Genomic DNA, 14,843 nt, shown 5'->3' on the forward strand with positions numbered 1-14,843 from the left:
AGGTGAAAAATATGAGCTCTGGAATTGCGATAGAATGCTGGGGGGATTATGCTTGCTTTACACGTCCCGAACTTAAGGCAGAAAGATATTCATATGATATCATAACACCATCTGCAGCCCGCGGTATTTTTGAGGCTATATACTGGCATCCAGGCATAAGATATAAGATAGATAGTATAGAGCTGTTGTCCCCTATAAAATTTGTATCTATTAAACGGCGTGAACTGCAAAAAAAGATAAATGTTACAGAAAAAGATTATAAGCAAATGAAAGAGCGGGATTGGTCATATTATCCTGTGAGCAATAGTGATTATGTGACGCTGCGCAACTCCACTATTCTAAAAGACGTACATTATGTCATTAGAGCTCATTTTAACATCAGGCGGACTGATGATGGAGAAGTCAGCAATCCCGGTAAGGTCTTAAGGATATTCAGCGACAGAGCCAGAAAGGGAGCATGTTATCATCGCCCATATTTTGGTTGTCGTGAATTTCCAGTGAATTTCCGTCTGGTTGAAGAAGGTGAAGCAACAAATCCATATCCTGAAAATCGTTTCCTTGGGCTGATGACTTATGATATGTTCAATGATGATGGAAACATATCACCCTCTTATTTTAGGGCTGAACTTAAGAATGGCATCATGGATGTCAGCGGTTGTGAGGTGCTGTCATGATTCTACAAGCACTAGCAGATTACTATGACTTCTTAGTGAAGGAATATCCATCAGAAATGCCAGTCTATGGCTGGGATAGAGCCAAGATAGAGTATTTAATTGACTTGGATTCATCTGGTCAATTTCGCATTTTACCTTTAGGTCAGGAAATGTTAGTTCCAAAACAATATGGACTTACAAGTGGATATAATGCCAGCTTCTTATGTAATGAAGCAAATTATATGTTAGGGGCAGATATTAAGAAAACGAAACAGCAGGCAGTAGGTGCTTTTTTAAATGCCAAAGATAAACATTTGAAGATCCTGCAGGATTGTTCGGGAAGGGAAGCTACGGTTATCAAAACTTTCTTTGAACGATGGGACCCCGAAAAAGCCGAGGAGAATGAATATGTGCAAAATTTTCTTCCTGCATGGAAAAATACGAAAAAGAAATGCATGACATTCTCAATAAATGGTCAGGTTTTATTTGAAGTGCCAGAGATAGTAGAAGCCTGGAACAATTACTATGCAGAGGATGTGGCAGAAGTAGAGGAAATATGCGTCCTGACAGGAAGACGTACATCTGTTGCAAAAGTGCATCCTAATATTCAGGGACTACGGGGAGCACAGGTAAATTCAAAATTAGTGTCATTTAATTTTGAAGCAGTTTGTTCCTATGGGAAAAATGCAAAGCAACAGGGACTTAATGCTCCTGTCAGTGACTTATTGGCATTTAAAAGTGTTGCTGCCTGTAATTATCTGTTGAAGCACAACTCATTCTATAGTGAGAATATGCTTACATCAATAGCCTGGTCTGACAATGCCGAAGCAGTAGACATTCTGGCAGGTATGACGGACGACAGGAAATCAGAGATTTCTAATGAAAATATCAAGACTATTATGGATAATCTGTCACAGGGGAATCCCGCAGAGATTGATGGATTTACTGTAGACGGAGATACATCATTCAGCATTCTGGGACTTTTGCCAAATAGTAGCAGGGATGGTGTTGCTTATTATTATAAAAATACTTTTGCGCATTTTATGCGACGAGCTAAACAGTACCAGGAAGAGGTGTCAATTTGTGGAACACCTCAAGGCAAAGAGATAATCCCACTATATAAAGTTATTGATCAAAGCTACAAACCTTTTGGCGAATGTATAAGCAAGGAAAGTTTTAAGAAGAAATGGGGACGGCTTTATGAGACATTGTATCATAGCATGATAGCAGGCAGCATGTATAGTCCTGCTATATATCAAGCGGTATTGACTACAATTTTTAAAGCAGTTTTAAAAGACAAAAATGTTGGATATGTACGTGCTGGTTTTCTGAAAGCCTTCTTACTTAGAAACTATGCAAGCAGATGGGGGGAAAAGATTAAAATGAGCCTCAATGAAGATTGCAGGGAAACTGCTTATGTTTTGGGCAGAATATTTGCAGTAGTAGAAAAGATACAATGGTGTACCGACAAGGAAGGCAAGATAAATTTGCCTATACGGGCTAAATATTTCAATTCATTCTGTATGACACCAGGCGTTATTTTTCCTGCGTTACAGAAGTCAGCTGATATTTATCTAAAAAAATTAATTGCCAAAAAAGAAACAAAAAGCACAGGGATTGCCTTAAGCAAGATGCTGACAAGCTTAATGGATAAGATTGAGGTGCCTGCAACGGGGACACCTATTCCAAAATTTTTTCTGCAGGATGAAAAAGGAGCCTTTATATTAGGCTATCATCAACAGAGAGAGTATTTCTTCATGGAAGCCAAGAAGAATAAGATAGATGATGAGGCAAAAGAAGAGGAGGATTTGAGCGATGCGTAAACCGATAGAAAATAGATATGATTTTGAACTCATATTTGACGTTGAGAATGGTAATCCCAATGGTGACCCAGATATGGGAAATATGCCACGTATGGACTATGAGACTAATGTAGGTATTATTTCTGATTGTTGTCTAAAGCGGAAAATCCGAAATTTTGTGGATGCGGTCAAGGAAAATAGCAAGGAGGCAGATTCCTATAAAATTTATATTAAGGATGATAAAAGTTTGAATTTTAAAGATGATGAGGCCGTTAAATATACAAAAATGGAAGAGAAACTTGGGAAAGCCGAGAATGAAGAAGCATCTGATAAGGAAAAAGGCAAGAAGAAAACTATTCCTTATGAAGAAAAGCAGAAGCTGGCCTTGGAGATTATAGACTTCATGTGTGAGCATTATTATGACATTCGTACCTTTGGTGCAGTGATGACCACCTTTACGAAGGCAGGGCTCAACTGTGGCCAGCTTCGTGGCCCAGTGCAGCTTGGTTTTGCCAAGAGCGTTGACCCCATCGCTCCTGTTGAGATTAGCTTGACGCGAATGGCTGCCACTAAAGAGGATGATGCGACTGAGAAGGGTGGCCGTACCATGGGGAGTAAGTATATTGTTCCTTATGGCTTGTATCATGTGGAGGGCTTTATATCTGCGAATTTAGCTAGGAAGTCGACGGGGTTTTCTGAGGAAGATCTTGAGCTTTTCTGGGAAGCGCTCATGAATATGTTTGAGATTGATCATGCAGCAGGTCGTGGCAAGATGGCAGTTCGGAAGCTTATTATTTTCAAGCACGATAATGAACTGGGGCGCGCACCGGCGCATAAGCTCTTTGAGCGGATTGATATCCATCGCCGCGATGTTGGCAAAGTGGCACGGTCTTATGGTGATTATGTTATTGAAGTCCATACGGATAATATGCCGGAGGGGGTTACCTGTGAGATACGTGATTGAAACTTGCGAACCTGAAGCAAACATAGCAGAGGCAGCAAGTAAAATAAGGTATCGTGGTCCGCCTAAATGCCGGTTCGCGAAAATGCCTCTCTAAAAGGTTGCAGTTGCTGTGACGAAAGGGAGGCCTTGACGCCCCCTGTAGGGGGCGGTGGTAGAAATTTCTCACGCCATACAGGAGCAGTACCCTCTGCAAATTGACGCCCCCTGTAGGGGGCGGGGGTAGAAATAATGAAGAGAAGCGTCATATCAACATCACGGAATTGACGCCCCCTGTAGGGGGCGGGGGTAGAAATTGCTATATCATGGACGAAAATGTATTCTATGATTTGACGCCCCCTGTAGGGGGCGGGGGTAGAAATTCGGTAATTTCGGTGTAGCGTCCATCATCGGAAATTGACGCCCCCTGTAGGGGGCGGGGGTAGAAATTGGCAAGTTCCGTCAGGACGAAGATACTGCCTGATGACGCCCCCTGTAGGGGGCGGGGGTAGAAATAAGGGAGTGTATAGCCAGGGCATGTGCCTGCCGCTATGACGCCCCCTGTAGGGGGGCAGGGGTAGAAATAATCCGGTCTATAAAACCCATTGGATATATGACAAGTGACGCCCTCTATGGGGGCGAGGGTAGAAATAATTATAAAAAAGATTTTGTCCGTGAACAAAGATAAAAGATTATCCCCGGGAGAACTGGGGATAATTTTTTTGATGCGCAACCTCCTGCCTTCAGTGTAAGGTGGGGGTAGCAACTAAGCCCGGGCTGCGTAAATCAAAAGATTGGGATTGAATGGTTGCCCTCCTCCTTGAGGGCTTAGTATAGATAGTGCCCGTCCCTAGGCACGTCCGTCCATGGTGGCCTGTGGTGCCCCCGTCCTTGGGGGCACGCTGCTGCACACCGTCACGTTCTGGCCGCAAAGCCAGCCCGCCACCGTCCTCCGATAATGTTCTTACGGCTATCATTGCCGGAATACAGAAGCGGAGGGGAGAGGGGGCAGCCCCCGCCACCGATAGCCAACATTATCGTAGGACTAAAGGCGCTTCACGCTTAGATTAGCCCTGCTAAGCCCCCGGCCCGCCATCACGGCGGGCCTTTTCTGCTGGTTGCGTTTCTTGCCGGACAGCACGCCAGCCATGACGGGGCTCCGGCGGCAGCATCGCTGCCAACTGCGCCCCGCCACGGCTGGCGTGCTTGCCGTATTTCACCCGGTCGCCTTCCTTCCGGCTTCGGTGGCCTGCCTGCCCGGGGGCTCCTTTGTCGCCCTCTTTCCGGGCAGGTAGGCCGCCTCCCCCTCCAGTCAGGTCTCCCTCATTACCCCTGCTCACGTTACCAGGGCACCGGTTCAGGGTGGGGTTCTGTCTCCGCTTCGCTACGCCATTCAGCCCACCCTTCACCCGTGCCAGTACGCACCATCTTTCTATTGGTTGCGCATCGGCAAAGCGGGGAACGCTGGCCTTGCTGATCCAGAACGCCATAAAATTGATAAGCCCGGCGGAGGTGTCCGCCGGGGGCAGACCAGCTTGCAGGTTACGGAGTCGAAAGGGGGCGGGACCGTCAAGGGCTACGCCGCCATTGGCGGTGGCTTTCAGCCACCCTTGACCGCCCCGCAGCCTCCTATTGCCAGGTTGTGGCAGGGGAATGAAAACACCAGCAAACCCTTGAAAATAAAAGGGGGTGGCATATTGACAGAACAAATGTACTATTATATAATATAGGAAAGGAACTGCAAAGGAGGCAACCAAAATGACTGAGAACCTGAGCACAAAAGCTCTTTCCTATATGGCGAAAGCCAAAGCCGAGAATACACTGAGGGCGTACACCGCCGACTGGGCAGACTTCGAGGCGTACTGCCAGCGCTCTGGCCTTGACTGCCTTCCAGCTGCCCCCGCCACGGTGGCAAACTACCTGGCAGATCGTGCGGAGGCACTGAAGCCCGCTACCCTCACAAGACGGCTCACCGCCATCGGCACCGTCCACGAAGAAGCGAACCTGCAAAATCCCGTCCATGCTTCCATCGTCCGTCTGACGCTGGCGGGCATAAAGCGGGAGAAGGGAACGAGGCAGACCGCAAAGGCTCCCATCAGAGTTGAAGATCTGCGCCGCCTCATGGCCATGAATGTTTTCCACGGCTTAACCGGCCTGCGGGACAGGGCGCTCCTGCTCCTGGGCTTCGCGGCAGCCCTCCGCCGTTCCGAGCTTGCCAATGTGCGAGCAGAGGATTTGACCTTCACCGGCGCTGGGGCAGTACTGCTCCTGCCACGCTCCAAAGCTGACCAGCAGGGGAAGGGCACGGAAATAGCCCTGCCCTACGCCGAAGACCCAGCCATTTGCCCCGTCCGTGCCCTCATGGCATGGATGAGCGCCGCCCACCTCCAGCAAGGCCCCGTCTTCCAGTCCATAGACCTGCGGGCAAACCTGAGCGGCAAGCCCATCAGCCCCCGCACCGTGGCAGAGATAGTTAAGCGATACGCAGCCCGCCTGGGCTACGATGAAAGCCAATTCAGCGGACACTCACTGCGGAGGGGCTTCGCCACCGAGGCCTCACGGAGCGGCGCTAGCCTCCCCGCCATCATGCACCACACCCGCCACAAGTCGGAGCGCCAGGCGCTGAAATATGTGGAGGCGGGCAGGAACTTCATAGATAGTCCCCTTAAAAGGATTATATAACCCCATACCCTTTAGACTAGCCACCCTTTTCCTGTGGGTGGCTTTTCTGTTGGGCGGGCCGCCTCAGCCGTAACCTGTCAAAGAGGGCAGCGGAGCGGTCAAGGGTGGCAAAGCCACCGCCAGGGGCGGCTTGCCCTTGACGGCACCGCCCTCCCCAGCAGCAACGAACCCATAAGCTGACGCGAACCCGGCGGATACCTCCGCCGGGCTTATCAGTTTAATGGCGGCCTTTTGAGCTATGCTTACGGGTGGGGGGGGACGTTGGGGCCTTTCGAACTCCGATGGTGCGTAATGGCACGGGTGAAGGACGGGCTGAATGGCGTAGCGAAGCGGAGCCAGAATCCCGCCCTGAACCTGTGCCTGGCAACCTCTGAGTGCAGCTGAGTGAGACCCTCCTGCAGTGGGAGGCGGCCTACCTGACTGGAAAAAGGGCGACAAAGGAGCCCCCAGCCAGGCAGGCCACCGAGCACGGAAGGAGGGCGAACGGAGCAAAAACGGCAGCACTCCAGCCGTGGCGGGGCGTAGTTGGCAGCCTCAGCTGCCGCCGGAGAACCGTAATGGCTGGGGTGCTGTCCGGCACGCAACCTCTGAGGGAAGCCAGCAGGGATAAACTGCAATGAGTACGGCAGAGGCCTGCCGTGATGGCGGGCCGTACAGCTTCGCGGGGCAAGCATAAGCGTGAAGCGCCAAACGTCCGACGATAATACTGCCTATCGGGGGCGAAGCCGAAGCGAAGGGCAGGAGAACAACTGCTCTTCGCCTCTGATAGGCGTAAAAGTATTATCGGCGGACAGAGGAAAAATGAGGGGCGTGGTCGAAACTATCCCACAGGAGGCGACTTCCGAACCCCGCAGGGCATGATGGCGCGTGACTGGACGGCTTGCCCGTCCTCAAAACAAGCCGTCATGCCCGGAGGCGAACTCCCGCCCTCCGAAGCGTAGCTATCGGCAGGGCTGTGACGGAGCGACGTGGGCGACGTGCCCACCAAAGCCCCGTGACAGCCCTGCCGCGGGCCAGCTGCGGGCCGTGCCCCCAGGGACGGGGGCACCAAAAGCCGTCAAGGATGACCGTGCCCATGGACGGGCACTATAAATAATAATCCCTCAAGGACGAGGGCAACCAACGAACCCCCTTAGCGGGCTAACGGTTCGTGTAAAGGACGCACTGAATGAGAGTATGAGCATATTGCCCAAGGTGGTGGGCCGTAGCTGCTTTTAGAATGGAATGTAACAGGTTATGGCGGTAGCCTTTTTCCAAAAAAAAAGATCCGCCAAACTGACAGATCGGATATACATGACACCGTTCCGGAAGCAAAAAGTGTATGGCCACTGTGTAGCCACCTGTTTGTAAAACTGTGTAAAAAGATGGGAAGTGATAAAGTTTTAATAGTTACTCAACCCTAGTAAATAAAGGGTTATAAAGGTTAGTGATACATAGTGTGAACTATGTAGTAAGACTGACCAACAATCGCCGTAAGATGCTGGAAAGCAGTATCCAAGAACCTGCGAGTGATGGGGATGGGGATTTGTGCCGGGGTGTATTCCTGCTGCCAGGGGCATGGGAAGACACGGCAAGGATGATGGTTTGGCAGGCCCGCTCCCACTTGGGGGAGGGGCCTGTTTTCTTGTCTTGCGGAACAGTTCAAAGGGGGATGGTGGAAGGATAATGGGAAAACTTTGGCTGCGGGGCATGATGCTCCTGGCGGCGCTGACAGCCAGCATGGGGCTGGCCCTGGGCATGGGGTCGGTGCCTATCCCGCCGGAGACAATCCTGCAGGAGATAAGCGCTTTGGTTTTGGGAGAGCCACTGGAAGCGTCCACTTCCATGATAGTCTTTGACATACGGGCTCCCCGCATTCTCTTTGCGGCCATGGGCGGGGCGCTGCTTTCCCTTACGGGGCTTTTGATGCAGACCGTGTCCCAGAACTATCTGGCAGACCCCTATATCCTGGGAGTTTCTTCCGGGGCCAGCACAGGAGCCGTGCTCTGCCTGGTGACCGGGGCGGCCCAGCTCTTTGCCCCCTATGGTGTCTATGTGGGTGCCTTTCTGGGGGCTGCGGTGGCCACAGCCCTGGTGGTGAAGCTGGCAGGCAGCAGCGGCAGTCCGGTGAAGCTGGTGCTCATGGGCATGGGCATTTCGGCCCTTTTCTCGGCCTTCACCATGCTGGCCATCTATGGGGCCAAGGACGAGGCCCAGGTCAGAAGCGCCATGTTTTGGCTGATGGGAAGCCTGTCCGGGGTCCAGTGGAGCATGGTGCCGGTGGGAGCAGCGATGCTCTTCATAACCATGCTGTTCATCTGGCTCATGCGCCATGAGCTGGATTTGATACTTTTGGGGCGCAATGAGGCCAGGCATCTGGGGATGCCTGTGCAGCGGGTGCAGCAGCTCATCGTGCTGGTTTCCTCCCTGGCGGTGGCTGTGGTGGTGGCTTTATCTGGCATCATCGGCTTCGTGGGACTGGTGGTGCCCCATATAGCCAGGTCCTTAAGCGAGTCCCGCCATGCGGTCATGCTCTGGTTCACCGCCCTGACAGGGGCTTTGGTGATGGTTTGGGCAGATGCGGCAGCCCGCACCTTATTCCGGCCGGAGGAGCTGCCCATCGGCATCCTGACGGCCACCCTGGGAGCGCCGGTGTTCATGTGGATCATCAGCAGGAAGTACAAGGATTATTGATATGCTTACGGTGAAGGATCTTAGCTACAGGATAGGGGAGCAGGAAATCCTGAAAAATGTGCAGGCTCATTTCCGGCAGGGGCGCATGACGGCCATCGTGGGGCCCAATGGCAGCGGGAAAAGCACACTCCTGTCCTTTCTGAGCCGGGACAAGCCAAGTTCCGGGCAGGTTTTCCTGCAGGGCCGTGATGTCAGCACCATTGAGGCAAATGAATATGCCCGGCTGGTGGCGGTGCTGCCCCAGCAGCGGGAGACCATCGCGGATTTCATGGTGAAAGATGTGGTGGTCATGGGCCGCTTCCCCTACAAGCAGGGGTTCCGTGACTATACGAAAGAAGACCGACGCATTGCCGCCGAGGCAATGGAGCAGGCAGGAGTCAGCAGCATGGCAGAGCGGCGCATCAGCCACATGTCAGGGGGCGAGATCCAGCGGGTGATGATTGCCAAGACCCTGGCCCAGCGGTCTCAGCTGGTGCTGCTGGACGAGCCCACCAACCATCTGGATGTGAAGTACAAGCTGGCCCTGATGAAGACTCTGCAGGCCTACGAGGGCACGGTGGTCATGGTGCTCCATGACCTGTCCCTGGCAGTGGCTTTCTGCCATGATGTCATCATGATGAAAAAAGGCAGCATCGTGAAGCAGGGGGCAGCGGGGGAGGTGCTGGAGCCCGGACTGCTGCAGGAAGTCTTCGGAGTACCCTTTGTGCGTTATGAGCATGAGGGCAGGATATATCTCAACTATTGAAAGGAGTCATAAGCATGAAGATGTGGTTAAGGAAAGGCCTCATAGCAGGACTTTGTGTCATGTCTGCCATAGTGATTGCCGGCTGCGGCGCTGAGAAGCAGGCACCTGCCAGCGACAAGCCCGCCGCCACCAGTGAAAAGGCCGCCGCCTATCCCGTTTCCTGGACGGAGACACTGGACGGCCAGGAAGTGAAGCAGAGCGTGGACAAAGCTCCCGTCCATGCCATTTCCATGTCCCAGGCCACCACGGAAATGCTGCTGGCCCTGGGGCTGGAGGACAAGATGGCAGGCACGGCCATGAAGGAGGAGGAAATCTATCCGCCCCTGCAGGCCGCCTACGACAAGGTGAAAGTGCTGTCGGATAAATGGCCTTCCTACGAGACCTTCATGGCTGAGAATCCTGACTTTGCCACGGGCTGGGAAGTGCCCTTCACTAAGCGGGGCATTCCGACAGAGAAAATCACCGCCAAGAATGTGCCCATCTACGTGCCTTCCTCCATGCAGAAGCTGGATGCCAATCTGGACACGGTGTTCGAGGATATGCTGAAGCTGGGAGATATTTTCGGCGTCCGTGACAAGGCCGAGGCCTGGGTGAAATCGGAGAAGGAGAAGCTGGCCGCTGTGCAGGGCAAGATTGAGAAGCTGCCCAAGAAGAAGATTTTCGTCTATGATGCCAGCGACGGCAAGCCTTTCACAGCCTTCAAGGGCTATACCACCAATATCCTGAAACTCATCGGCGCGGAGAACGTCATGGAAAATGCCGGCGTGGACAAGACCTGGGCTGCCGTCAGCTGGGAAAATGTGGTGGCAGCAGACCCGGAGTACATCATCATTGCAGACTACAGCAACGGCATCCGCAATGACGACGACTTTCAGCAGAAGGTAGCCGCCATCAAGGATAATCCCCAGTTGGCCAATGTGAAGGCAGTGAAGGAAAACCACTTCGTGAAGGTGAAGCTGTCCGAAATCACCCCGGGCGTGCGGACAGTTGATGCGCTGGTGCGCATGGCAGAAGAAATCCACGGTGCAGCCGCGAAGTAAGAGAAGTTAATGGCAAATCTTGCATAAAGCAAGGCCCCCGGTGTCGTGTGACCGGGGGCCTTGCTTTATGCTGATTCTATGCTCTTGTCAGATTTTGAATTTCTTCATTTCATCCTGCAGATCTCCTGCCAGGGAGGCCAGGCCGCGGGCGGCGTCGGAGATTTCGTGCATGGAGGCGCTCTGCTGCTGGCCGGCGGCGGAGACGGACTGGGCTTCGTCAGAGTTCTTGCCGCTGGTCTTGCTGATGTTGACGCTGGCCTGGAGCATGCGCTCGTTGTCGCTTGCCATGTCTTCGATGGCCTTGGCTATGCGCTGTATCTGGGCGGTCAGGTCATCAATGACCGTCACGATGTCGGCAAAGGCCTTGTCGGCGGTCTGCACGGTGTTGATGCCTTCCATGACGCTCTGGGTGCCGGTGCGACTGGCTTCCACCGCTGACTTCATGTCTTCCAGGTTGGAGCGCACCAGGGCGGCTATCTGCTGGGAGGACTGGTTGGAGTTTTCCGCCAGCTTCCGCACTTCATCGGCTACCACCGCAAAGCCACGGCCTGCCTCGCCTGCCCGGGCGGCCTCGATGGCGGCGTTCAGGGCCAGCAGGTTGGTCTGCTCGGCGATGCCCGTGATCATATCCACGATGTCGGAGATTTCCTTGGAGCTTTGATTGAGCTTCTCGATGGAAGTCTGGATGCTGTCGGTGCTGGCGGTGATGTTGTTCATCCGGGACACTGCTTCCTGGATGGAGGCACGGCCTTCTCCAATCTTGTCCTTGGCGCTCATGGCGTTCTGCAGCACCTGGTTGGCATCTGCCGCCACTGCCTGGACGGAGTTGGTGACGTTTTCGGCGGCTTCCTGGATATTGCTGGCCTCTACTGCCTGCTCGCTGGCACCTTCGGCAATGGAGACAATGCTCTCTGCCACCATGTGGCTGGCTTGGGCGGACTGCTCGGCGCTGGTGTTCAGCTGCTGGCTGGCATGGGCTACCTGCTCTGCCATGGAGGTGACTTCCTTGATGACATGGCGTAGGTTTTCAATCATGTGGTTGAGGGAATTGCCCAGAGCGCCAATCTCGTCCTGGCTGCTGTTTTCCACATGGCCTGTGAGGTTGCCGTCGGCAATCTTGCTGGCTTCGTCCATCAGGTGGCCGATGGGGTTGCCGATGCGGCGGTTGAAGATGATGATCATGGCGGCGCAGAGTACTACCATGACCATGAGGGCCATGATGATGCTGGTCCAGATGGATTTTGTCACGGCACCCCTGTAGTCGGATTTGGGAGCCACCAGCACCAGCTTCATATTGTCTATGCAGAGGGGAGCAGCCATCACATAGCTGTCCTCACCGAAGACATCCGTTTCCGTGAGTTCCAGCGAGGTGAGTCCCACGATTTTCTGCCCCAGGGCAGCCAGTTCTTTGTCGCTCTCCTCGGTGATCTTCTGCTTCATGTTCTTGCCGTCGTCCTTGGTGGCCAGGTACAGGCCGTCGCTGCCCACCAGGAAGGCGTAGCCGTTATCCCCGATGGTGATGCTTTTGACATAGTCCTCCAGCTCCGTGATGCCGATGTCCACGGTGACGGTGCCGATGCTCCTGCCGCCTTTCTGCACAGCTGCAGCGCTGGTGAGCATGGTGGTGCCGCTCATTTCGTCAAGGTAGGGGCCGGTCCAGGCCACCTTGCCCGGACTCTTCATGGCGTTCAGGTACCAGTCGAATTTGTTGTAGCCGTACTCGGCGTTGCTGTACTCCATATCCAGGGTGATGGTGTTCCCGGGGCCTTTGGTGCGGTAGGGGCCGTAGTATTCGATGTCCGGGCTGTAGGCAAAGGGCTCGAACCAGAAGCCGCTGCCGATGATCAGGCTGTCAGAGAGCACATAGCCGTCTGCCATGCCGAACATGACATCGCTGTCAAAGGTCTTCAGCTGGCTGACCCCCAGGGAGAGGCCGAGGGTCTTCTGCCCCACCTGCAGGATGCGCTGGTCCAGTTTCCCGGCAATGGCCTCGGAGTGGGCCGAAAGGTTGCCCTTCACCTGCTCTTCCACGGTGCTGGTGAGCTGGCCGATGTTGATGAAGGTCTGCACGGTCAGCAGCGCCCCAGTCAGGAGTACGACGCTGATGAGGAACAAGGTCTTGATGCTGCCGCCAAATCTTTCCATGAGAGTCCACCTCTTTCTTGAAATATGTTTACACTAGCTGTCTTTCGCTTCTAACAGGGAAGATTCCTGCTTAAGGGAAAGAAAAAGGGCTGTGTAAAGCAACACCCCCGATTCATGTGAACCGGGGGCAGCTTTGGGGATGATCTTTTTGAGCAGGATTATCTTATCTCAGCTTGAATTCTGCCACTGCCTGCTGGAGCTTGCCGGCCATTTCGGCCAGCTGGCGGCTGGCGGTGGCCACTTCTTCGATGGCGGCCCCCTGCTCTTCCGTGGCGGCAGAGACTGTTTCCGTTTCCATGGCCAGGCGGCTGGAGGCGGCGTCGATGTTGATGACGGCTTCTACGATCTTGTCGCTGCCCTTGTGGGCTTCGCCGATGGCGCTATTAGTCTGATTCACTTTTTCCGTCAGGGAGTTCACATGCTGGGCGATGGCCCGGAAGGCTCCTCCGGCTGCGCTGACGGACTGGGCGCTCTTTTCCGTGATGTCACGGCCTGCGTGCATGGTCTCTACAGCTTTTTCCGTCTGGGTCTGGACCTGGCGGATGAGGCTGCTGATCTTGTCGGCGGCAGCAGCGGACTGCTCGGCCAGTTTCCGCACTTCGTCCGCCACCACGGCAAAGCCCCGGCCGTGCTCGCCGGCTCTGGCAGCTTCGATGGCGGCGTTCAGGGCCAGCAGGTTGGTCTGCTCGGCAATGGCGGAAATGGTGTCCACAATCTGGCCGATTTCCTGGGACTGGGTGCCCAGAGACTGGATGACCTGGGCGGACTCGTTGACGGAGGTTTCCAGGCTTTCCATATTGCTGACAGCAGCCTCGATGGTCTCCATACCCTCATCTGCGGTGGTGCGGGTCAGTTCCGAAGCCTTGGCCACGTTGTCTGAGTTGTCGGAGATGACGTACAGCAGCTGCTGCATATTGGCGATGGCAAAGCCGGCGGCTTCCATGGCATCTTTGAGTTCCTTGATACGCTCCACCACGGTGGTGACAGAGGTGCTTATCTGGTTGGCGGCCTGGGCAGATTGCTCTGAGGTGGCGCTGAGTTCCTCGGAGGAGGAAACCACCGAGAGGGCGCTTTCCGACGTGCGCTTCAGGACGGCAGAAAGCTTGTCCATCATGCTGTTGAAGGCGGCAGACATCTGCCCCAGTTCATCACCGGAGGTGACGGTCAGATTGGGCTGGGCCAGGTTGCCTTTGGCGATTTCTGCCGCGGTATGGCTGATGGCGGCGATGGGAGCGGCGGCCCTGCCAGCCAGGGCATAGGCCATGAAGGCGGCCAGCACCAGCAAAAGCATACCAAGTCCCGCCGTGGTGAAGGCCTGCCTGTAAGCGGCTGCCTGGATGTGGCTGTAGGGGCGGGCGGTGGCAATGACCCAGCCTGTCACTTCGCTCTGTGAATAGCAGATGAGGCACTTTTCTCCCTCCAGCTCGGCCTGGGCAGCGCCGGACTGGCCCGCGAGAGCCTGGCTGACGAAACCCAGCTGGCTTTCGTCGGTGCGGTCTTCCTCTTTTGTCACTTCTTTGGCGGAGTGGGCCAGGAGCTTGCCCTGGGCATCGATGATGAGCACCCGGGTTTCGTCATCTGCCTGGGCTTTGACGAAGTCACCCAGCACGGAGAGGTCATAGCTCCGCTGGACGATGCCTATGGGCTGGCCATTATCATCTTTGACGGGCACTTCCAGGACGGAGATGAAATTCCCTGCGCTCTTGCTCACCAGGACTTCGGAAATATATTCCTTGCCCTGCATGCCCTCCTGGAAGTAGGAACGGCTGCTCACCTCCGTCAGGTTCAGCTTGTCGCTCCTGCAGACCTGCCTGCCACGGGCATCGGTGACGATGAGGTTGTTGCCGTCCTGGAAGATGGCATTGGTGTCGTCCACGGACTGCCGCAGGGCAAGGGCCAGCCTTTCGTCCTGTTCCCCCGCCAGATAGTGCCTTACAGCGGGCTGGGCAGCCAGGGTCCTGAGGGCTGTGAGGTTCTGCTGGCAAAGGGAGGAGATATTTTCCTGCACGATGGCATTTCGCAGGAGGCCGTCTGCCTCCGCAGCCTCCTCAGCATCGGCGATGGTGTTCAGGGTGCTGATGATGATGGAGATGATCAGCGGCACGGCGCTGATGCCCACGAGGAGCAGGATAAGCTTGGCTTTGATGGACTTCAGTTCCATGG

General features: G+C 54.4%; 12 protein-coding genes and 1 CRISPR repeat array. Of the genes, 8 read left to right on the forward strand and 4 right to left on the reverse strand.

Features of this window, described 5'->3' with window-relative positions; translation table 11 throughout:
• The first annotated feature begins 11 nt into the window (after positions 1 to 11).
• Genes cas5c through cas7c form a run of 3 tightly spaced genes read left to right on the forward strand, consistent with a single transcriptional unit; the run spans position 12 to position 3,419 of the window.
• Positions 12 to 674 carry a type I-C CRISPR-associated protein Cas5c gene (cas5c, locus tag BLW59_RS01780; protein ID WP_074695659.1) on the forward strand — a complete coding sequence of 221 codons (663 nt, stop codon included), beginning with the start codon at positions 12 to 14 and terminating at the stop codon, positions 672 to 674.
• Complete coding sequence (cas8c, locus tag BLW59_RS01785) at positions 671 to 2,476, forward strand: type I-C CRISPR-associated protein Cas8c/Csd1 (RefSeq protein ID WP_074695662.1); 1,806 nt, start codon at positions 671 to 673, stop codon at positions 2,474 to 2,476. The genes cas5c and cas8c overlap by 4 nt, the downstream gene beginning before the upstream one ends.
• Complete coding sequence (gene cas7c, locus BLW59_RS01790) at positions 2,469 to 3,419, forward strand: type I-C CRISPR-associated protein Cas7/Csd2 (RefSeq protein WP_074695664.1); 951 nt, start codon at positions 2,469 to 2,471, stop codon at positions 3,417 to 3,419. The genes cas8c and cas7c overlap by 8 nt, the downstream gene beginning before the upstream one ends.
• A 126-nt stretch (positions 3,420 to 3,545) precedes the next feature.
• A CRISPR array of direct repeats spans positions 3,546 to 3,912; the repeat unit is 34 nt; unit sequence TTGACGCCCCCTGTAGGGGGCGGGGGTAGAAATT.
• 559 nt (positions 3,913 to 4,471) lie between these two features.
• Here the strand turns inward: cas7c and BLW59_RS17265 are convergent.
• Positions 4,472 to 4,885, reverse strand: coding sequence for a hypothetical protein (locus BLW59_RS17265; RefSeq protein WP_139283500.1), 414 nt, complete (start codon positions 4,883 to 4,885; stop codon positions 4,472 to 4,474).
• Between the two features lie 268 nt (positions 4,886 to 5,153).
• Between BLW59_RS17265 and BLW59_RS01800 the strand changes: the two genes are divergently transcribed.
• On the forward strand, positions 5,154 to 6,077 hold the full coding sequence (locus tag BLW59_RS01800; protein ID WP_074695668.1) for a site-specific integrase: 924 nt from the start codon (positions 5,154 to 5,156) through the stop codon (positions 6,075 to 6,077).
• A gap of 261 nt (positions 6,078 to 6,338) precedes the next feature.
• Positions 6,339 to 6,461: a hypothetical protein gene (locus BLW59_RS18075; protein ID WP_318258219.1), complete on the forward strand. Its 123-nt coding sequence runs from the start codon at positions 6,339 to 6,341 to the stop codon at positions 6,459 to 6,461.
• A 519-nt stretch (positions 6,462 to 6,980) separates the two neighbouring features.
• Here BLW59_RS18075 and BLW59_RS17640 read toward each other — a convergent pair.
• Positions 6,981 to 7,154 (reverse strand): hypothetical protein, encoded by a 174-nt coding sequence (locus tag BLW59_RS17640; protein WP_175463333.1) that lies wholly within the window; start codon positions 7,152 to 7,154, stop codon positions 6,981 to 6,983.
• A 588-nt stretch (positions 7,155 to 7,742) separates the two neighbouring features.
• Between BLW59_RS17640 and BLW59_RS01810 the strand changes: the two genes are divergently transcribed.
• Genes BLW59_RS01810 through BLW59_RS01820 form a run of 3 tightly spaced genes read left to right on the forward strand, consistent with a single transcriptional unit; the run spans position 7,743 to position 10,535 of the window.
• On the forward strand, positions 7,743 to 8,750 hold the full coding sequence (locus tag BLW59_RS01810; RefSeq protein ID WP_074695672.1) for a FecCD family ABC transporter permease: 1,008 nt from the start codon (positions 7,743 to 7,745) through the stop codon (positions 8,748 to 8,750).
• A gap of 1 nt (position 8,751) precedes the next feature.
• Entirely contained in the window at positions 8,752 to 9,495 is a 744-nt protein-coding gene (locus tag BLW59_RS01815) for an ABC transporter ATP-binding protein (protein WP_074695674.1), read from the forward strand.
• Between the two features lie 14 nt (positions 9,496 to 9,509).
• Complete coding sequence (locus BLW59_RS01820; protein ID WP_074695676.1) at positions 9,510 to 10,535, forward strand: ABC transporter substrate-binding protein; 1,026 nt, start codon at positions 9,510 to 9,512, stop codon at positions 10,533 to 10,535.
• Between the two features lie 87 nt (positions 10,536 to 10,622).
• Here the strand turns inward: BLW59_RS01820 and BLW59_RS01825 are convergent, their stop codons facing one another.
• Both BLW59_RS01825 and BLW59_RS01830 read right to left on the reverse strand, forming a co-directional pair.
• The gene (locus tag BLW59_RS01825; protein WP_074695678.1) at positions 10,623 to 12,680 is read right to left on the reverse strand and encodes a methyl-accepting chemotaxis protein; all 2,058 of its coding nucleotides are present in this window, start codon (positions 12,678 to 12,680) and stop codon (positions 10,623 to 10,625) included.
• A gap of 163 nt (positions 12,681 to 12,843) precedes the next feature.
• A complete protein-coding gene (locus BLW59_RS01830) occupies positions 12,844 to 14,841 on the reverse strand; it encodes a methyl-accepting chemotaxis protein (RefSeq protein WP_074695680.1) in 1,998 nt (665 codons plus the stop codon).
• Positions 14,842 to 14,843 lie beyond the last annotated feature (2 nt).

Origin of the sequence: Selenomonas sp. KH1T6 (genome assembly GCF_900108415.1) — a bacterium.
GTDB classification, from domain to species: Bacteria; Bacillota; Negativicutes; order Selenomonadales; family Selenomonadaceae; genus Selenomonas_B; species Selenomonas_B ruminantium_A.